Here is a 20,001-nt window from a genome sequence, read left to right on the forward strand (position 1 = left end):
ATTTCTTTGATGCTGTTTACACAATTAATACATATTAACCCCTAATTTAATTAATTGTGGTTCTTACTACTCTCACTTTTTATTTTGTAATGAGCTTAAATAATTAACAAGAAGTTTCCTCTAACGCTTCTTTTGCTTCTAGCAGCGCTTTTTCAAACTCTTCTAAACTTACAGTAGGTACACATGTTTTTATTTTTTCTAGTGCATTTAAATAAGCTTGACCAGAAGTCTTATAGCTTTGACAATTTGCAGATGTTGGGGCTGACCCATAAACTTGCGCTGCGCTTAACCAAGCGTTAAGTTCTGTTTGTACCGACTGCACCCAAGTACCATTAGCGCAATCTAACGTTTCATCATCATTAACACCACAACTTGTAAGTGTCATAAAAGCAATACAACAACTTACTAATGTTACTTTTACTTTGTTTTTAAAAATTGTTTTTAAATGTTTCATAGTTAACTGATTTTTAGTGTTATTATTTATTTAATAATGAGTTTTTTAGATATAATTTTTCCTTCGGAATAAACTTTCACCAAATACATCCCTTTTGATAAATTAACAATTGGTACTTCTACTTTGGTTTTATTCTTTCCTTTTATTTGTTTTACTTTTCTTCCTAAAAGATTAAAGATTGTTATGCTTTCAATACTTTTTGAGGCTGTTGTTATTGTAAAAATTGATGTTGTTGGATTTGGATACAATAAAAAATCTTCCCTTTTTTCAATAGTAGCTACAGATGCAGTTGCGCGTGTTCTAAATTTATTCTGAATTGTATTGGTAATAATCGCGGGGTTTTGATCAAAATATATATAAGCTGTATTGTCTACAATGGTATTTTCGGCAATTGTTTCTTTGGCTTTAATTTTGTATTTAAAATAACCCTGGCTTCCTTCTGGGTTAGTTAAACTGTCTGGTAGATAAATGTCTTGAAATAAGAACTTTTTAATACTTTTTGTTTCGCTACCAACTTCGGATACTTTAATAGTATGACTACTGCCCAATACTTTAAAAGAATTTCTATCGAACTTATCATTAATAGTATCTAAAACATATACGTCTTTGGCAGAAAAGTTTCCATTGTTCTGAAAACGCACCGTATAAGTTAGCCATTTTTTATCTATATCTACCTCATTTAATTTATCTGGAACTCCTGGAGTAACTAATTTATCATTAGGGTCATAGGAACTAAAAATTGGAGTATAATAAGGTCCATCTGAATAAATGTCTTTTGATTTTCTATAAATATCATCTTCATCTTCATAAATATCTTCTGGTTCTTCATAGGGTGAAAAATCTTCATCTCTACCTGATCTTGTGTCTTCACTTTCTGGAGTAGTATCTATCCAATTATCTGTTTCAATATTATTTCTGCCACTTGCTGCTGCTTCCCAATTTGTAGTAGAAATTGCTGTAGGTCCAAACTGAATAACATCTCCAATTGCTGTTGGGTCGAAAAGAGTAGTTTTTATTTCTAAAACTATAGATTCATGTGGATCTATAGTTCCTATTTCAATTTCTAATGTTTTTGTTCTATCTACATCTACTTTTGTAAAATTTGGGCTATTATCTGTAGAAACAGTATAATTATTACTATCTAAATTTACTTTCCAAGATTGACTTTTACTTGGGTCTATATTAATTTTATTAATAATATGATTATTCTGATTGTCTTTTACACGATGTATACTAATCGATTCAATAGCATTAACGTTATAATTTGAAGCATTCTCATTTGTATTAATAAATTGATAACGTACTTTAACATCATTAAATGTTTTAGTCGTTGATAAATTCCCTATTGCAGATACAAATCTATTATCAAAACCATCTCTTACAAAACCCCAAGCACCTTCTTTTGCAGACCCTTTTACATATAGACTTTTAATATCCTCGTTTTTTAAAGCGATATTATTATTACTATAATCTGCATCTAAATTAGCAACATCTACTTTATATATTCTATCGGAAGAATATGAAAAACCATCTAAAGAAGTTAAAGCCATCTCGTAAGTTTGATTGGCTATATGTACAGGAAATGAATAATTTCCTTGTGCATCTGTATAGACAATAAAAGAAGAACTAGCGTTTTTAATATTTAAAGATTGATTAGGGACTGGTATTTCTGTTGCTTCATCATAGGTTCCGTTTTCATTAATATCAACAAATATTTTTCCTGATACCTTTCCTCTTAAACTACTTGTTGTTGCTGCGTTCACAATTCCGGCAGCATCATTTACTTCTTTAAATTTTAATAATTTAGGTAATGATTGACTAGTAGTCGACAACCATTTATTGCCTTCATTATCAATTGTAAGTTTATTAAAATTTGTTATACTTGGCCCCAAATCTGTTGAAGTATAGAGAAATTCTTTAGTTGTAGGTGAAGCATTTTCTACATCTGAAATTTTTAAAATACCACTAGAACTTAAGGCGTATAAGTTATTATCTGCATCTAATTTAGCATCTTTAATAAAGCTTAAAGTTGGGTAATCTGCTTTTAATAGTTTGTGAGTTTCTACTCCGTTTTTTAAAAATATTACTCCGTTTTGGCCAATTAACCATAACTCGTTTGTAGCTGTAGCAAAAAGTAATTGAGAAACGCTTCCAATTTCTGTATGATTACTATTTGTTAAATTTGTTAATGTTAAAACTCCTTTGGTGTCTGTAATTGGATCATACCATTGAATACCGCTAGAAACTGAAATTGCCCATACACGTTCGTCTGGTGATTCTGTTAAAAAAGCTAAACTTGCTGTTCCAAAATCGAAATTAGAATTATTTGCATTATAATTAACATTTGTGTCTATATTGGTCAATCTTTTTCCATTTTTATCATAGTACCATCTATTTAACCCTTCTACAGCAAACTCATCTCCAGAATTAAGCGAGTAATCTTCTAACAAGTTATTAAACACTGGGTAATTAAGTACTGAAAACCTATTTGTATTACTTCCATCTTTATTAATTATGTATTTTCCGTAAATGTTTCCGTTTTCATCTATTTGACCTTTTTCTTGAAAGCCACTTACATGTGTAATACCTCTTCCTAATGGGTAGTTTTCAATTACATTATCTTTTAGTTTAGAAACTACAACAATATCTTTATTATTAGAAATATTAGTAAAAGTATTAAATACAATTCCGCCAGTTTTATCTTGCTTTAGGTAACCTATTTCTCTATTATTTCCTGAAGGAATATTGTTATGCATAGCACTATAGTGTTGCCATTTACCATTCTCATAAACTACAGTTCCACTTCCTGTCATTGACATATACAACTTGTCTCCATAAGAAGTCAAATCATAAATTCCAGATCGATTACTGTAAAAGGAAAAGTGTTCTACAAATCCTTTCTCTTGAAAAAAAGCTTCGTCATAATGTTTCCATAATGGAGCGTTATTACTATCAAAAGTAAGTGCATAAGCTCCATATAAGTTTTGATCAGTAGCTGTTTTTAGAGTAAGCCATATTTGGTTACCTAGAGCTTCTACTCTATCAAACCTAAGTATTTCATTACTTAAAGTATGTTCAAAATTCTCAAAAGAATTATTAGTAATATCCCATTTAGAGACTCCACCATTAAAACCAATTCGATAAGTAATCCACAAATATCCATCTGCATCAAAATCTAAATCTAATAACAATTTCGATGGTAAACCATCTGCTTCCGTAATTAAAGTAGTCGTTTCTGTTAGGGCATCAAAAACCACAATTCCCTCATTTTCAACAGCTAAATAAATTTTATTATCTGCACTTATATCTATTCCTTTAATAATTCTACTAGAACCAATTCCTAAATCTTGATAATTATAAACCTCATAAGTACCATCGTGATATTTCATTAAATTACTACCTGAAACAGCCCAAATACTATTTTTAAAATCACCTGCATTTTCATTTTTTTTAAATTGTTCAAAACCATAATTTTGATTATTAATTTGGGTAATTGTATTGTTTGTTAGACTATATTTTTGTGTTCCATTACTTGCTCCATGAAAAATAACATTCCCATTCCCATCGTCAATTGCTCCATGAAAATCATTCCCCACACTATCTTCACCAAAAATTAAAAAAGAAATATTATGCCATTTTTTTTGAGTTTTATTGTAGATTGAAATTCCTTTTTGGGTAGCAAAAACAACATAGTCTTCATTATTAAATGCAAACTCATGAGAAGAAATAATATTTCCATGCGTAAGCCCAAAACTTTCTGTTGTTACTCTATCTGGGCCATCGCACCAAAAATATTCATCTGTAGTTGGTTCTGCCTCATTGTTTGCACAAGCGTTAATATGATAGGTTAGTTTTACTCCAGGGTAAAATACTTCCCAAGTTTGTGTATTGTCTATTTGCGCTTTTAAAAAAAAGGCGCAAAAGAATAGTATTAAGAATAGTAGTTTTGTTTTCATAGTAATTTATTTATTTTTATTCGGTGACTTTTTCTATTTTTTTTTACTCTAAATTTTAAAATCCCATCGATTTATATTCTGTTGTGTTAATGGTTATATTTTTATATTTGTTATATTTTACAGCTTTCATACTTGCAGTTTCATTGCCAGACTTCCAATTTAACTCTAAAACAAAACCATCTATTACACCACCTTCATGCATACCTAACATTGAAATATTTGCTCCTTGCATAGGAAAGTTTTTAGTTGCCCAAACCGTAAAATAATTTCCTTCTTTTTCATACTTGTACTCGTAACAAGTATATCCTAAAATAGATTTTGACGCTCCTGTTTTCTTTAAATCTTCCGGATTATTAGGTACTTTGTCAGAAAAATCTGCTTGTGAATATTTTTCTTGAGGAACTGTTTTTTTCATTTTCATACCAGCAGCACTAATAAACATAGTAATGCTTTTGGGAGTAATTACATTATAGACATTAGCGTTTTCTCCCATTTCTTTCGACGAAATAGACATTGCGTAAATATCTGAGTAGTTTCCTAATAAGAACTCCATATTTGCACTGTTACCTCCGTTTGAAGTCATTTGCATTTCTAAACTTGAAGTAAAAGAAAAAGTATCTGGTATAGAAACAGTTACTGTGTTTTTATTAAAAATGGAATTGTTATTATCAACTCTATTGTCCTCAATACTAGAAACATTTAAACTTATATAAGACCCGTTAATAGGTTTATCTCCACCAATAGTGTTCCAAGTTCCTTTTAAAGAGAAAACAATTTTATTACTATCTGCATGATGAATTATAATTTGTCCTCCAGTTGGATTTAAAAACCCGCTTCCATTAAAAGCTAACGCATATCCTTCTGGGTAAGCATCTACAGGTTTTATAACTCTATCTTCATTATATGTTTTTATAGAGTTAGATATGTTTTCTTTTGTGAATTTACCATAAACAGAAATACCAATATCTTTAGTTATATATTGGTAACCATAATTATTCAGTTTTAAAATCCCTGAACCTCCAGTAAACTTTGGCAACTCTGTAGATTGTTTAATTTTTGATTCTTTTTTCTCCGTTTTCTTTTTTCCGTCTAAAGTTTTATCAATAACTTTATCTGTTTCCTTATCTATTTTTTCTTCAACTTTTTGCTCTATTTTGTCTTGTACTTTCTTTTTTATTTTTTTCCAAAATTGTGCATTTACAGAAGTGCTTGTTCCTAATAATAGAATACTTAAAACAAGTAGTTTAGTCAGTTTCATCGAATTTTTTTTTGGTTAATACTTTTTTCTACAACAAATATTTAATAATTATATGCTTAAAAAAATAGCTTCTGTATAACTGGCTTAAAATTCTGTGTAGTTGGTTTATAGCTACACATGATTAAAAAAAACACCAACTATCAATAAAAAAGTACTAAATACATATAAAAACAAACAGTTTACACAAGAATTTTAACTTGTAAGAAAATAAGTTTTAACTTTGATAAAATTGACTTCTATGATTAAGGCTGTAATAATTGACGATGAACCAAAAGCAATACAAGGACTAACCTGGGAACTTTCTAATTTTGAAAATGATTTAGAAGTTGTTGCAACCTTTACAGAACCCGAAAAAGCACTTCAGTATTTAAAAAACTCGCAAATAGATTGTCTTTTTTTAGATATAGAAATGCCTACAATGGATGGTTTTCAGTTTTTAAAAAAATTAGATAAAAAAGATTTTGCAGTGGTTATAACAACGGCTTATAACGAGTATGCAATTACGGCGTTAAAAAATGAAGCAATAGATTACCTCTTAAAACCTATTGATACAGATGATTTAAGTGAAACAATTACTAAAGTTAAAAAATATATTACTAAAGGTTTTAATGCTGATAAGTTTGAAGACATTTTATTGCAGTTTAATAAAAAATTAAATCATAAAAAAATAACTATAAATACAGATGGTAAGCTGGTGTTTTTAGAGCCTAAAGATATTTTTTATGTCGCTTCAGATGGTAATTACTCTACTTTATTTTTATCAGAAAACAAGAAAATTGTGGTTACTAAAAAGTTAAAAGAAATAGATGAGTTATTACCTAAAGATCATTTTTTTAGAATTCATAATTCGTATATCATTAACCTTAATAAAATAAAAGAATTTTTAAAGACTGATGGTTATGTTGTTTTAGAAAACAACGCTAAAATCCCTGTTTCTAGACAAAGGAAATCGGAGTTTTTAGAAAAAATTTAATCTATGAGACATATACTAGTAGCTATTTTTCTTTTTTGTACTTTTTTCTCTGTAAATGCACAGAAAAAAAAACCTGTTTTTTCTATTCAAATAGATAGTATTCTTATAACAAAACCAATTACTTATAAAAGTATTAATTCTTTTTTACGTCCGTTTAGAAGAGATACTGCAAAGTTGAAAACACTTGTTTTAAAGTTTGAAGAGAAAAGTTATTTAGACGGAAAAGCTTATGTAGAAAACCTTTTAGGAATTCAATACAGAAACTATTCATTGTATCAAAAAGCAATTACAACTCATAAAGCTGCATTAGAAACTGCAATAAGAGCAAATAGCATAGAGTTTAGAGTTTTTAGCTTGAATATGTTAGGTGTAGATTATAGAAAAATAGATGCAAACAGAACTGCATTAGATTATAATCATGAAGCTTTAAAATTAGCAGAAACCATAGAAAAACCAAGTTTAGGTTTAAGAAGAAGTATTGCTGTTTCTTTAAATAGTATGGGTAATATTTATTTACTTTTAAAACAGTACGATTTAGCTATTGAGCGTTTTAAAAAATCTCAAGAAATAGAAAATAGTATTAATAATCAATTAGGATTAGCTATTAATTACCAGAATATAGGTTATGCAAAAGACGCACAAGGAAAAATAGAAGAAGCATTAGAATACTATCAAAAATCAATTACTATAAACAATAAAATTAATAATACGTACGGTAAAATAATTTGCAATAGTAGTATTGCAAATATCTACATAAAACAGAACAAACCAACTGTAGCTATCCAGTTATTAACTAAAAATTTTGATGCTGTAGTAAAACTTGGTAATAAAGAATACCTATCTTTTTATTATGTTAGTTTAGGTTGGGCACAATCTAAATTAAAGCTTTTTTCTGAAGCTGAAAAAAACCTAAACAAAGGGTTAGAAATTGCTCAAAAACATAACTTTTCTTCATCAATATCATATGCTTTTAGTCATTTGTCTGAATTATATCAGTATAAAAAAGACTATAAAACTGCTTTAAAATATTATAAACTTTCTGATGAATTTGAAAGTAAAACTTCTAATGAAAGAAACACGCAATACGTAAATGATTTAATTATAAAATACGATAGTGACAGACAAAACAATGAAATAAAAAGTTTAGCCAAACAAAACGAAATAGCACAACTACAACTTGTTAAAAATAGAAATATTTGGATTATTGTTTTAGTAACTTTAACCTTACTAATAGCCATTTTATACTTTCTGTACAGACAACGTTTGTTTCTAAAAGAAAAACGAATTTTAACTTTAGAGCAAGAAGTTTTACGAACCCAAATGAACCCTCATTTTATTTTTAACGCATTAAATTCCATTAAACATTATATTATAAATAATGAACAGAAAAATGCAGTGCATTACCTAAATAAGTTTTCTAAATTGGTTCGTAAAATATTAGAATCCTCCTCTGTAAAAGAAGTTACTTTAAAGGAAGAATTAGAAACTGTAGATTTATATATGAATATAGAAAATATTCGTTTTTCTAATGAAATTCAATTTGAAATAAAAGTTGATGATTCTTTAGATTTATCCACTATAAAAGTTCCTCCGTTAGTACTACAACCATTTTTAGAAAATGCGCTTTGGCATGGTTTATCATCTAAAAAAGGTGATAAAAAAATTATTTTATCCGTTTTTAAACCATCTTTAGATTTTATTCAAATTGAAATAAAAGACAACGGAATTGGTAGAAAAGCTTCTGCAAAAATAAAATCTAATAAAACAATTAACAGAAAATCTATAGGAATTGAATTAACCAAAGAACGTTTACATAATTTTATTAAAGGTTTTAAAAATTCTTTTAGTTTAATTTTTACAGATTTAATTGATGAAAATAAAGAATCGTTAGGAACCAAAGTAGCTCTAAAAATACCTTTAAATTAAACTTATGGAATTATTTTTTCAAAATTTTCCAACCTGGTTACAAGGAGTGCTATTCATTCTAATTATATATCATGCCGTCTCTTATTTCTATACAAAAGATAAGAGTTTTGCAATTTATGCTGGGTATTTATTATTGGTAGCTATCTATTTAATAACAAAAACCACTAATGAAAGTTCTAATTATATATCAGAAAAATTTCATTCCTTTTTTATAGGTGCTACTTGGATTATACAAATTTATTATTGGATGTTATACTCTTGGTTTTCAATTCATTTTTTAAATTTAAAAGTAAAAGATAAAAAATTAGCGAATCTAATTACACGCTATATTTTAATTACAAGTGTCTTTTGTACCTTGTTTTTCATTATTGATTTAGTAGTTTTTGATAGACAATACATGGCTAAATTTTTTATGCTTGTTTTTACGCCAGTTTCACTACTTATTGTTTTCTTTATTTTGAAAACAATGTATAGAATTGAAAATAAGATCAATAAATTCTTTGTTTTTGGGCTCATTTTCTTTTTAGGGTTTTCGTTATTAGCACTTTATTTCTCAACAATAAGAGAATATCCTTTTGAGTTTGTAAGACCTATAGATTTATTTATGATTGGCGTACTTTTAGAAGCAATTACAATCTCTATTGGTCTAGGGTATAAATTTCATATTTACAGACAAGAAAGAGATGATTACAATCTGCTTTTAATTACAGAATTAAAAAATAATGAAGCGTTAAAAGATCAACTGAATGAAAAATTATCAGAAAAAGTTGAAATTTATAAACTTTCGGAAATAGAAACCCTGTATGAAAAACAGATAAATGAGTTAAGATTAACGAGTTTATTAAGTCAGATGAATCCGCATTTTATTTTTAATGCTTTAAACTCTATAAAATTATATATCATTAACAATGAGCAGAAACTTGCTGCCAGATATTTAAACAAATTTTCTAAATTAATTCGAAGAATTTTAGAAGCTTCTAACACGAAAGAAATTTCTTTACAAGAAGAATTAGAAACAATGGATTTGTACATGGCTATTGAAAACATTCGGTTTTCTAATGAAATCGATTTTCAAATTAAGTTTGATGATACACTAAAACTGCAAACAATAAAAATACCACCTTTGGTATTGCAACCTTTTTTAGAGAATGCAATTTGGCATGGTTTATCTTCTAAAAAATCGAACAAAAACATTATTCTTTCTGTAAATGAAGAGGATAAAAAGTACATTCTAATTACAATTGAAGACAACGGAATAGGAAGAACAGCTTCTGCTAAAATAAAATCGGAAAAGTCTATAAACAGAAAATCGATAGGAATAAATCTTACAAGAGAAAGGTTATCAAACTTTGTAAAAAATCTTAAAAATGATTATTCAATTATTTATGAAGATTTAATAGATGAAAGTAAAACTGCAATTGGCACAAAAGTGATTCTTAAGATTCCTTTATTCTAGGTGTTTTTCTGCAACTTTTTCTAATTCATCGTACCAATTTTTCCCAAATTTTCTAACCAGAGCTTGTTTTACAAATTTGTAAACAGGAACTTGAAGCTCTTTACCAAGAGAGCAAGCATCATCACAAATTTCCCATTTATGGTAATTTACAGCAGAAAATTCACTGTAATCTTTAACTCTTATTGGATATAAATGACAAGAAACTGGTTTTTTCCAATCAATTGCCCCAGAATTATATGCTTCTTCAATTCCACAAAGTGCAGTTTTCTTTTCATCGAAAATTACATACGCACAATCTGCATTATTAATTAATGGAGTTTCCATTTCTCCCCATTCGCTGGTAACCCAAGTTCCTTCTTTTTCGATAACGTCAATTCCTTCTTGACGTAAAAAAGGTTTTACTTTCAGATAAATTTCTTCCAGAATTTTGGCTTCCTCTTTATCTAACGGTGCGCCAGCTTCGCCATCTACACAACAAGCACCGCCGCATGCAGATAAATTACATACAAAATCTTTTTCTATAATATCTTCTGAAACGATGGTTTTTCCTAGTTGAAACATCTTGCAAAAATAGATTAAATTTTTACTATAATTTTACCTTTTGCTAAAGTTAGTTGATTAATTTTACAAAATAAAATCAACCAAGATGAATTTTAATATTAAAGAGATTGTCACAGCGTTTATGGTATTGTTTGCAGTAATTGATATTATAGGAAACATTCCTATTATTATTGATTTACGTAAAAAAGTAGGTCATATTCAATCTGAAAAAGCATCTATAATTGCTGGTGTAATTATGATTATTTTTCTTTTTTTAGGACAAAGTTTATTAAGTCTAATTGGTATAGATGTAAACTCTTTTGCAGTTGCAGGTTCTTTTATTCTGTTTTTTATTGCTTTAGAGATGATTTTAGGAATAACATTATATAAAGATACAGATGAAGGAACAGCAATAACCGCTTCTGTTTTTCCTTTAGCATTTCCTTTAATTGCTGGACCAGGAAGTTTAACAACCTTACTTTCTTTACGTGCAGAATTTCATATAGAAAACATAATTACTGCAGTTTTATTAAATGTAATCTTAATTTATATTGTTTTAAAAACATCATCTAAAATAGAACGTATAATTGGCCCTAACGGAATTCAAATTATACGAAAAGTTTTTGGTGTTATTTTATTAGCTATTTCTGTAAAGTTATTTGCTACGAATATTAAAGCTTTATTTATTTAACATGAATTTTGATGTATTAATTATTGGTGGTGGTGTTTCTGGAATGCAATGCGCATTGGTTTTAGGTTCTGCCAAAAATAAAGCATTTGCTACCGATAAAAATATTGGCATTATTCTACATCAAAAAACCTCTCATTTACAAAACGCCTTGTTTAATAATGTTTTGGGTTTATCTCCAAAAACATTAGGTTCTAATGTCTTAATTAACGGGAAAGAACAACTTACAGAACTATATCCACATATCTCTCAAATAGAAAACGAAAAAGTTTGTGATATTGAAGATTTCAAGGACCTATATCAAGTAACTACAAATAAAGACACTTACACGTGTAAAACTGTAGTTATTGCCTTAAACTACTCTAAACCTTTTAGTATTGATGGTTTGGATCGTTTTATTGAACCGCATCAAAAAGCGGATCCTATAAAAGATAGAATTCAACTTAAAAATAAAGATCATCTTATAAAAAATAATCTTTATTGTTGTGGGACAATTGCTGGTTGGCGCAGTCAATTTGCAATTGCTGCAGGAAGTGGCGCAAGTGTTGCCACAAATATTTTAACTCTTTGGAATGATGGTAATCATGTTAAAGTACATGATAATATATAAATAAAATCCAGCTTATTGCTGGATTTTATTTATATATCAAAAAGTGAAAATATATTATTCTACCGTTACAGATTTTGCTAAATTTCTAGGCTGATCTACGTTCTTATCTAACATTACTGCTATATGGTAAGACAGTAATTGAAAAGGTATTGTAGTTAACAAAGGTGCTAATGCTTCTTCTGTTTCTGGAATTTCTATTACGTGATCTGCAATTTCTTTAACTTGTGTATCTCCTTCAGTAACAACAGCAATAATTTTACCTGCTCTAGATTTAATTTCCTGAATGTTACTAACCACTTTTTCGTAATGCCCTTTATTGGTAGCAATTACAAAGATTGGCATATTCTCATCAATTAATGCAATAGGTCCGTGTTTCATTTCGGCAGCAGGATATCCTTCTGCATGTATGTAAGAAATCTCTTTTAATTTTAATGCTCCTTCCAATGCTACAGGAAAATTAAAACCTCTTCCTAAATATAAACAGTTTTTTGAATCCTTATAAACCGCAGCAATTTCCTTCACTTTTTCATCAATCTTTAAAAGTGCTTCTACTTTTGCAGGTATTAATTGCATTTTTTGTAAAAATGTTCTCAATTCAGATTTTGAAATCGTTCCTTTTTTTGATGCTAATTTTAAAGCGATTAAAGTTAAAACAGTTATTTGAGTTGTAAATGCTTTTGTAGATGCTACACCAATTTCTGGTCCGGCATGCGTATACGCACCTGCATCAGTTTCTCTTGCAATAGATGAACCGACAACATTACAAATTCCGAAAACAAACGCACCTTTAGATTTTGCTAATTTAATTGCAGCAAGTGTATCTGCAGTTTCACCAGATTGAGAAATAGCAATTACTACATCTTTAGATGTTATAATTGGGTTTCTATATCTAAATTCTGAAGCGTACTCTACTTCTACAGGAATACGAGCTTTGTCTTCAATAAGGTATTCTCCTACCAAACCAGCATGCCAAGAAGTACCACAAGCAACAATTATAATTCTTTCTGCATTTAAGAATTTATTCATGTGGTCATCTACACCAGCCATTCTTATAATTCCTTCATCAGCTAACATTCTTCCTCTATAGGTGTCTATAATAGCTTTTGGTTGTTCATGAATTTCTTTAAGCATAAAATGGTCATAACCACCTTTTTCAATTTGCTCTAAACTCATTTTTAACTTCTGCACATTTGCATCTACTAAAGAATCATCATTTATTTTACGAATTTCTATGCTTGTACCAAGTTTGATAATAGCCATTTCTTCATCTTCTAAATAAATAGCATCTTTTGTATATTCTATAAAAGGTGAAGCATCAGAAGCTATAAAAAACTCTGTATTATTTACACCAACACCAATTGCAATAGGGCTTCCTAAACGAGCCACTACAATTTCATTAGGTTTTGTTTTATCAAATACAGAAATTGCATACGCCCCAATTACATTATTTAATGCTAATTGAACAGCTTTTCCTAATTTACAACCTTCTTGTTTTTTTACTTCTTCAATTAAGTTAATAAGAACTTCTGTATCTGTATCACTATGAAAAGTATATCCTCTAGAAATTAGTTCTTTTCTTAAAGAATCATAATTTTCAATAATTCCGTTATGAACAATAACTAAATTTCCTGTTTGAGAAAAATGTGGATGAGAATTTACATCATTTGGCACTCCATGAGTAGCCCAACGAGTATGTCCCATTCCTATATTTCCATTTTTTCTTTCTTCTTCTTTATTCGTAATTAATTCTAAATCGGATACTTTTCCTTTTGTTTTAGAAAGATATATTTTGTCTCCGTCATACATCATTATTCCTGCACTATCATAACCACGATACTCTAATCTTTTTAGACCGCTAATTACTATTGGATATGCTTCTCTAAAACCTATGTAACCAGTTATTCCACACATAACAATTATTTTTTTATTTAATTTTTCCTTTCTGAATATATAATCTTAAGCTGTGCCTTTCTAGTTCCTTCAATTACACCATTACTAGGCAAATGATTTGTTAAAGTAACCGCTCTTGGGTTCCAACTATAATTTGTAACTACCTTATCTAAAGCTTGATTTTTAACAGGGTTATCTGTTGTATTATATACTTTTAAAACCAAATTAGAATTATTTAGTGAAGCAGGTCCTAGGACATCAGAAATATAATCTGTAATTTTAAACTTATAGTTATCATTCGTATCACTAACACCATCTCCATCCGTATCTTTTTTTTCTAAAATTCCAGAAAAATTATCAAACCCTTCGCTATATGCATCTTTAATTTGAGCAGAAAAATTTGGTTCTTCTCTGTATAAAAATAATCTTTCAGGAATTGCTGCAACATCTCTACTTTGATCTATATAGAACGTTAAGGTTGCATCATTTATCAACAATTTTTTATCCTTTAAATCCTGTAATTGAGTTCCTTGTAAAATTTTAACATCAGCAATTTTTCCCGCTGCACCTTGCACAATTACTTGGTTTGCGTTTGCAGGACTGGTTTCTGGTGTCATTTTATATAACCTATTATTAACAATAGACAAACCAGATAGACTAAAAGAAGCAGTTCTTTTTAGTGTATCTAAAACCTCACCATTAGAAATTTTTTCAACTGTACCTGTATAGTTAATTTCTAAAGTTGGGTTTAAAGCTGCTGTACTACTAAAAGGTACCAAAGAATTTTCATTACCAGAAGCTTCAATGATTAATCCTCTAAAATAATTGTTAAGCGCATCTTGCGAAGCAAATTCGTCATCTTCAAATTTATCAAAAAATAAAGATTTCATTAAGGCCTTATTTAAAGGAATCACTAAAAAAGGATTTGCATTTGTTAACTTTAAGGTATCTTTAAATATACTTCCATCTTTTAAAGTTCTATCAAACTCATAAATAGTATCATTAGCATTTGGTATAAATGTAAAATTTGCATTTTCATTTAACAACTCCCCTTTTTCAAAAATAGAATTTGTTTTATATGAATTCCCTTGGACTGGGTTTTGTGGATCTAAAGTATTAAGAAATGTCATATTTCTATATACTTTTAAAGACACACCAACTGTAGTACTTCCTAAAACAGAATCTAAACTAAAAACAGGTGTACCATCGGTATTATCTGTTTTTTTTGTTGCAATATATGGTAACTTTATAAAAGCGTTTTCCATAATTGATGTTACAGTGGTTGTATCTGTTTCTCTTAAGGTAAGATCTAAATTAATAGAATTCCCTATTTGAGTAACTAATGACCCTTCTATTTTCTCGTAATGACCTTTTTCATCTTGATATACGCCTAATAAATATTCACCGATAGAACCTATTGATAAGTTATCTCCTCGAATCGCATCAATATTTCTTTGAGTAATTTCTACTTCTAAAAAAATTGAGTCTGTAGTAAATTTAGAATTACCAATAATACTTGTACCAATGTCTGTAAAGTCTTCTTCACAAGATATAACTCCTGAAAGAACCAATAATAAAGCGCTTAAATAAGCGCTCTTTTTAATAATTTTTCTCACACTAAAATAATTAATTAACCGCTATTAAGTCGGTATAAAAATTTAAATAACTTTCCTTTAAGTTTTCTAATTGATATTCCAAAACTGGTATGTTTTGTTCTTCTATAAAAGAAGTTAAATCATCAGAAATTGTTTCACTACCATGAATAATTGCATCTGAATTTTCAATGGCACTCTTTAATATATTAGTAAAGTTTGGTGTTTTTATAGTTGCTACTTTTTCATTTTTACCTAAATCGAATTTAACTTTATCTGCTAAACCTTCATTTAAGCTTCCTTCAAAAGGATTATCATATAGCGAAGTTACTATTTTACTTTCTGTAAATAATGGTTCTTCATTATAAAATTCTCTTAAATAAAGAGGTAACAAAGAAGCCATCCATCCATGAACATGGATAATATCTGGCGCCCAATTCAACTTTTTTACAGTTTCTATAACTCCTTTAGCAAAGAAAATTGCACGCTCATCATTATCTGAAAACAATTCATCATCTTCATCAGTAAAAACCGCTTTTCTTTTAAAATATTCTTCATTATCAATAAAATAAACCTGCATTCTTTCTTTTGGTATAGAAGCTACTTTTATAATTAGTGGCATATCTACATCATTAACAACCAGGTTCATACCAGAAAGACGAATAACCTCATGTAATTGATGTCTTCGTTCATTTATTACACCAAATCTTGGCATAAAAATTCTAGTCTGTACTCCTTTTGAATGTGCGTTTTTTGCAGCAGTAAATGCTGTTGACGATAATTCTGTTTCGGGCAAGTAAGGTACTACCTCAGACGAAACAAATAATATTCTCTTGTCCTTCATTAAATCAATCTCTTTTATAAGAAGCGCAAAAGTACAAATTAATATGCTAATATCGTGTTAAAATGGTAAGTTTGCACACATTACTGAACTTTTAAGCATGAAAATTTTTACAACAAAACAAGAATTAAAAGACTATTTATCAACAATAAAAGCAAAAAATAAAAGCATCGGTTTTGTACCTACTATGGGTGCATTACATGAAGGGCATTTGTCTTTAATTAAAAAAGCAGCAACAAAAAACGACACAACAGTTGTCAGTATTTTTGTAAATCCTACACAGTTTGATAATGTTGAGGACTTAAAAAAGTATCCAAAAACATTAGAAAACGACGTTAAATTACTAAAATCTGTTTCTTGTGATATTTTATTTACGCCTTCTGTAGAAGAAATTTATTCAGAAAAAATCACTTCAGAAAAGTTTAATTTTGATGGTTTAGAACATCAAATGGAAGGAAAGTTTAGAGATGGACATTTTGATGGGGTTGGTACTATAGTTAAAACACTTTTTGAAATTGTAACACCCAATAAAGCATATTTTGGAGAAAAAGATTTTCAGCAATTACAAATCATTAAAAAAATGGTACAGAAAAGCAACCTAGATGTAAAAATTAAAGGTTGCCCCATTTTTAGAGAAAAAGATGGTTTAGCAATGAGCTCTAGAAACACAAGACTCACCAAAGAACATAGAGAAATTGCACCTCTTATTTATAAAATACTTAAAAAAACGAAGAAAAAATTTGGTACAGAAAATGTTACTAAAGTTAATAAATGGGTAGAAAAACAATTTAAAAAGCATCCTTTATTAGAATTGGAATATTTTACAATTGCTGATGAAAAAACACTAAAAACAGTAATAATCAAAGAATCTAATAATAAATACAGAGCTTTTATTGCAGTTTTTGCAGGAGAAATTAGATTGATAGATAATATTCGTTTAAAAATTAATAACTAAAAAAGTACTATTTTTGTAATATGTTAGTACAAGTAGTAAAATCAAAAATCCACAGAGTTAAAGTAACTGGTGCAGATTTAAATTATATAGGAAGCATAACCATAGATGAAGATTTAATGGATGCTGCAAATATTATAGAAGGAGAACGTGTTCAAATTGTGAACAACAATAATGGAGAACGTTTAGAGACATATGCAATTCCTGGACCTCGTGGAAGTGGAGAAATCACATTAAACGGAGCAGCAGCTAGAAAGGTTGCAAAAGGCGATATTTTAATCTTAATTGTTTACGGGTTTTTAGAATTAGAAGAAGCTAAAAACTTTAAACCATCATTGGTTTTCCCAAACGAGAAAGATAATACACTTACGTAGTTTGAATATTAAAAATATTTTAAAAATTATTTTACCTCTTGCTTTAGGAGGTTTTTTAGTTTGGTATTCTTTATCGGATATTTCTCTCGAAACTTTAGGTACATATTTTAAAGAAGCTAATTATAGTTGGATATTTCTTGGCTTATTTTTCGGAGTTTTAAGTCATTTATCTAGGGCTTACAGGTGGAAGTTTATGTTAGAACCTTTAGGTTTTAAACCAAAATTCACAAATAGTGTTTTAGCAGTTTTAGTTGGTTATTTAGTAAATTTAGCTTTGCCAAGAGCAGGAGAAATTTCTAGAGCCACAGTAATGGCAAACTACGAGGAAATTCCGTTTGAAAAAGGGTTCGGAACTATTGTAGCAGAACGTATTGCAGATTTAATAATGATGCTTACCATAATCGTAATCACACTTTTTGTTCAATTCGATTTTATTTACGATTTGCTAACAAAAAACTTCGATCCAGTAAAAATTGGTATTGGTTTAGCAATTCTAGTTATTGGTTTTTTCATTTTTAGATCTTTCGTAAAAAAAGCAAAATCAGGTTTTTTATTAAAAATTAAAAACTTTGTTTCTGGTTTATTAGAAGGTGTTACAAGTATCTTTAAAATGAAAAACAAATGGGCTTTTATCTTTCATACTGTGTTTATTTGGGCAATGTATGTTGCAATGTTTTGGGCAACAATACCTGCAATTGAAGACTTAAATGTTCCTATTGGTGGAATTTTAATCGGCTTTATAGCTGGTGGCTTTTCAATAGCCGCTACTAATGGTGGCGTTGGTTTATATCCTGTTGCTGTAGCTGGTGCTTTGGCTTTGTTTGATATTCCAACAGAACCTGCAACCGCATTTGGTTGGATTATGTGGACTGCACAAACTGCAATGATTGTTGTTTTTGGTGGTTTAGCATTTTTAATGTTACCTATTTACAATAAGAATAAATAGTTTTTGGGCGTTCCCTAAAAAGGTCTCGCTTTCCACTATATCTTTTTGCAAAAAAAGCAAAAAGGATGTCGTTTCAATCACTAACGCGAGTATTTGCTAACTTTTAGAAGATATTTTAAAAGTTACATGCTTATAAACTTTGTAACTTTGTTACTCTAAAACTTTGTAACTTTTTTAAAATGGCTAAAACCAAAACAACTTTTTTCTGTCAGAATTGCGGAACGCAACATGCAAAATGGGTAGGACAATGTGGTGCTTGTAAAGAATGGAATACCATTGTAGAAGAAGTAATACAAAAAGAAGAAAAACGCGTTTGGAAACAATCTACAACTGCAAAACAAAACGTAAACAAACCGCTTAAAATTGCTGACATTCAACTAAACCCAGAAGAAAGAGTTGTTACCAATAATAACGAATTAGATACAGTTCTTGGTGGCGGATTGGTAAAAGGTTCTGTAACACTTTTGGGCGGAGAACCAGGTATTGGTAAATCGACTTTATTATTACAAGTTGCTTTAAATATTAGTCAAAAAGTATTGTATGTTTCGGGTGAGGAAAGTCAATCTCAAATAAAAATGAGAGCAGAAAGATTAGAAGCTAATAATTCTAATTGTTTAATTCTTACAGAAACCAACACACAAAATATCTTCAAAAATATTGAAGAAACTGAACCAGAAGTTTTAGTAATAGATTCTATTCAAACATTGCATACAAGCTCTATAGAAGCTTCTCCAGGAAGTATTTCTCAAATTAGAGAAACTGCTGCAGAATTAATTAAATACGCTAAAGAAACTGCAACTCCAGTTTTATTAATTGGTCATATTAATAAAGATGGAAACATTGCAGGGCCAAAAATTTTAGAACACATGGTAGATGTTGTTTTACAATTTGAAGGCGACAGAAATCATACCTATAGAATTTTAAGAAGTCAAAAAAATAGATTTGGTTCTACCAATGAATTAGGAATTTACGAAATGCTTTCAAACGGATTAAGGGAAATCTCAAATCCGTCTGAAATATTAATTTCTAAAAAAGATGCAGATTTAAGCGGAACCGCAATTGCTTCTACTTTAGAAGGAATTAGGCCTTTAATGATAGAAGTACAAGCCTTGGTTTCTACAGCAGTTTATGGAACACCTCAACGCTCTACAACAGGTTATAATTTAAAACGTTTAAACATGATTTTAGCTGTTCTAGAAAAAAGAGCCGGTTTTAAATTAGGTGCAAAAGATGTTTTTTTAAATATTACTGGAGGTATAAATGTAGATGATCCAGCAATAGATTTGGCTGTTGTTGCTGCAATTTTATCATCCAACCAAGATGTTGCAATTAATCCAAATGTTTGTTTTGCTGCAGAAGTTGGTTTGGCAGGGGAAATCAGACCTGTTTCTAAAATTGACCAAAGAATTACTGAAGCAGAAAAATTAGGCTATAAAACTTTAGTTGCTTCTAAATACAACAAAATTTCTTCTAAAAACCACGGAATAAGATTGGTTTTAGTAGGTAAGATTGAAGAATCTTTTGCTACTTTGTTTGCTTAGAATT

16 protein-coding genes are annotated in these 20,001 nt (G+C 29.1%); 9 read left to right on the forward strand and 7 right to left on the reverse strand.

The features are described from left to right. Positions 1–103: 103 nt before the first annotated feature. Genes V3V28_RS09940 through V3V28_RS09950 form a run of 3 tightly spaced genes read right to left on the reverse strand, consistent with a single transcriptional unit; the run spans position 104 to position 5,668 of the window. Entirely contained in the window at positions 104–454 is a 351-nt protein-coding gene (locus V3V28_RS09940) for a hypothetical protein (RefSeq protein WP_331364866.1), read from the reverse strand. Positions 455–480: 26 nt separating this feature from the next. Then, positions 481–4,410 (reverse strand): T9SS type A sorting domain-containing protein, encoded by a 3,930-nt coding sequence (locus V3V28_RS09945; protein WP_331364867.1) that lies wholly within the window; start codon positions 4,408–4,410, stop codon positions 481–483. Between the two features lie 55 nt (positions 4,411–4,465). Further along, on the reverse strand, positions 4,466–5,668 hold the full coding sequence (locus V3V28_RS09950) for a DUF4412 domain-containing protein (protein WP_331364868.1): 1,203 nt from the start codon (positions 5,666–5,668) through the stop codon (positions 4,466–4,468). Positions 5,669–5,906: 238 nt separating this feature from the next. Between V3V28_RS09950 and V3V28_RS09955 the strand changes: the two genes are divergently transcribed. The 3 genes from V3V28_RS09955 to V3V28_RS09965 are packed head-to-tail and all read left to right on the forward strand — an operon-like array spanning position 5,907 to position 10,023. Beyond that, the gene (locus V3V28_RS09955) at positions 5,907–6,641 is read left to right on the forward strand and encodes a LytR/AlgR family response regulator transcription factor (RefSeq protein WP_331364869.1); all 735 of its coding nucleotides are present in this window, start codon (positions 5,907–5,909) and stop codon (positions 6,639–6,641) included. Positions 6,642–6,644: 3 nt separating this feature from the next. Continuing rightward, positions 6,645–8,567, forward strand: coding sequence for a tetratricopeptide repeat protein (locus V3V28_RS09960; RefSeq protein ID WP_331364870.1), 1,923 nt, complete (start codon positions 6,645–6,647; stop codon positions 8,565–8,567). A gap of 4 nt (positions 8,568–8,571) precedes the next feature. Then, positions 8,572–10,023 carry a sensor histidine kinase gene (locus V3V28_RS09965; RefSeq protein WP_331364871.1) on the forward strand — a complete coding sequence of 484 codons (1,452 nt, stop codon included), beginning with the start codon at positions 8,572–8,574 and terminating at the stop codon, positions 10,021–10,023. Here the strand turns inward: V3V28_RS09965 and V3V28_RS09970 are convergent. Then, complete coding sequence (locus tag V3V28_RS09970) at positions 10,015–10,584, reverse strand: DUF3109 family protein (RefSeq protein WP_331364872.1); 570 nt, start codon at positions 10,582–10,584, stop codon at positions 10,015–10,017. The genes V3V28_RS09965 and V3V28_RS09970 overlap by 9 nt on opposite strands. An 85-nt stretch (positions 10,585–10,669) precedes the next feature. Between V3V28_RS09970 and V3V28_RS09975 the strand changes: the two genes are divergently transcribed. Together V3V28_RS09975 and V3V28_RS09980 are read left to right on the forward strand one after the other, a co-directional pair. Continuing rightward, positions 10,670–11,254: a MarC family protein gene (locus V3V28_RS09975; protein ID WP_331364873.1), complete on the forward strand. Its 585-nt coding sequence runs from the start codon at positions 10,670–10,672 to the stop codon at positions 11,252–11,254. A gap of 1 nt (position 11,255) precedes the next feature. After that, on the forward strand, positions 11,256–11,861 hold the full coding sequence (locus V3V28_RS09980; protein WP_331364874.1) for an FAD-dependent oxidoreductase: 606 nt from the start codon (positions 11,256–11,258) through the stop codon (positions 11,859–11,861). Between the two features lie 54 nt (positions 11,862–11,915). Here V3V28_RS09980 and glmS read toward each other — a convergent pair whose 3' ends face one another. The 3 genes from glmS to V3V28_RS09995 are packed head-to-tail and all read right to left on the reverse strand — an operon-like array spanning position 11,916 to position 16,187. Next, the gene (glmS, locus tag V3V28_RS09985; RefSeq protein ID WP_331364875.1) at positions 11,916–13,772 is read right to left on the reverse strand and encodes a glutamine--fructose-6-phosphate transaminase (isomerizing); all 1,857 of its coding nucleotides are present in this window, start codon (positions 13,770–13,772) and stop codon (positions 11,916–11,918) included. A gap of 17 nt (positions 13,773–13,789) precedes the next feature. After that, the gene (locus V3V28_RS09990) at positions 13,790–15,367 is read right to left on the reverse strand and encodes a DUF4270 family protein (RefSeq protein WP_331364876.1); all 1,578 of its coding nucleotides are present in this window, start codon (positions 15,365–15,367) and stop codon (positions 13,790–13,792) included. 10 nt (positions 15,368–15,377) lie between these two features. Further along, a complete protein-coding gene (locus V3V28_RS09995; RefSeq protein WP_331364877.1) occupies positions 15,378–16,187 on the reverse strand; it encodes a glycogen/starch synthase in 810 nt (269 codons plus the stop codon). Positions 16,188–16,284: 97 nt separating this feature from the next. Between V3V28_RS09995 and panC the strand changes: the two genes are divergently transcribed. The 4 genes from panC to radA all read left to right on the forward strand — a co-directional run bounded on the left by panC (position 16,285) and on the right by radA (position 19,997). Next, entirely contained in the window at positions 16,285–17,139 is an 855-nt protein-coding gene (gene panC / locus V3V28_RS10000; RefSeq protein ID WP_331364878.1) for a pantoate--beta-alanine ligase, read from the forward strand. A gap of 20 nt (positions 17,140–17,159) precedes the next feature. Then, positions 17,160–17,510 carry an aspartate 1-decarboxylase gene (gene panD / locus V3V28_RS10005; RefSeq protein WP_331364879.1) on the forward strand — a complete coding sequence of 117 codons (351 nt, stop codon included), beginning with the start codon at positions 17,160–17,162 and terminating at the stop codon, positions 17,508–17,510. A gap of 1 nt (position 17,511) precedes the next feature. Next, complete coding sequence (locus V3V28_RS10010) at positions 17,512–18,456, forward strand: lysylphosphatidylglycerol synthase transmembrane domain-containing protein (protein WP_331364880.1); 945 nt, start codon at positions 17,512–17,514, stop codon at positions 18,454–18,456. 179 nt (positions 18,457–18,635) lie between these two features. Continuing rightward, positions 18,636–19,997 carry a DNA repair protein RadA gene (gene radA, locus V3V28_RS10015; protein ID WP_331364881.1) on the forward strand — a complete coding sequence of 454 codons (1,362 nt, stop codon included), beginning with the start codon at positions 18,636–18,638 and terminating at the stop codon, positions 19,995–19,997. The last annotated feature ends 4 nt before the right edge of the window (positions 19,998–20,001 follow it).

This window comes from Polaribacter sp., from assembly GCF_036480315.1.
Lineage (GTDB): Bacteria > Bacteroidota > Bacteroidia > Flavobacteriales > Flavobacteriaceae > Polaribacter.

Excerpts from the sequence above, each read along its gene's own strand:
- V3V28_RS09940 (WP_331364866.1), bottom strand. The coding sequence starts at position 454 with ATGAAACATTTAAAAACAATTTTTAAAAACAAAGTAAAAGTAACATTA.
- V3V28_RS09945 (WP_331364867.1), bottom strand. The coding sequence starts at position 4,410 with ATGAAAACAAAACTACTATTCTTAATACTATTCTTTTGCGCCTTTTTT.
- V3V28_RS09950 (WP_331364868.1), bottom strand. The coding sequence starts at position 5,668 with ATGAAACTGACTAAACTACTTGTTTTAAGTATTCTATTATTAGGAACA.
- V3V28_RS09955 (WP_331364869.1), top strand. The coding sequence starts at position 5,907 with ATGATTAAGGCTGTAATAATTGACGATGAACCAAAAGCAATACAAGGA.
- V3V28_RS09960 (WP_331364870.1), top strand. The coding sequence starts at position 6,645 with ATGAGACATATACTAGTAGCTATTTTTCTTTTTTGTACTTTTTTCTCT.
- V3V28_RS09965 (WP_331364871.1), top strand. The coding sequence starts at position 8,572 with ATGGAATTATTTTTTCAAAATTTTCCAACCTGGTTACAAGGAGTGCTA.
- V3V28_RS09970 (WP_331364872.1), bottom strand. The coding sequence starts at position 10,584 with ATGTTTCAACTAGGAAAAACCATCGTTTCAGAAGATATTATAGAAAAA.
- V3V28_RS09975 (WP_331364873.1), top strand. The coding sequence starts at position 10,670 with ATGAATTTTAATATTAAAGAGATTGTCACAGCGTTTATGGTATTGTTT.
- V3V28_RS09980 (WP_331364874.1), top strand. The coding sequence starts at position 11,256 with ATGAATTTTGATGTATTAATTATTGGTGGTGGTGTTTCTGGAATGCAA.
- glmS (WP_331364875.1), bottom strand. The coding sequence starts at position 13,772 with ATGTGTGGAATAACTGGTTACATAGGTTTTAGAGAAGCATATCCAATA.
- V3V28_RS09995 (WP_331364877.1), bottom strand. The coding sequence starts at position 16,187 with ATGAAGGACAAGAGAATATTATTTGTTTCGTCTGAGGTAGTACCTTAC.
- panC (WP_331364878.1), top strand. The coding sequence starts at position 16,285 with ATGAAAATTTTTACAACAAAACAAGAATTAAAAGACTATTTATCAACA.
- panD (WP_331364879.1), top strand. The coding sequence starts at position 17,160 with ATGTTAGTACAAGTAGTAAAATCAAAAATCCACAGAGTTAAAGTAACT.
- radA (WP_331364881.1), top strand. The coding sequence starts at position 18,636 with ATGGCTAAAACCAAAACAACTTTTTTCTGTCAGAATTGCGGAACGCAA.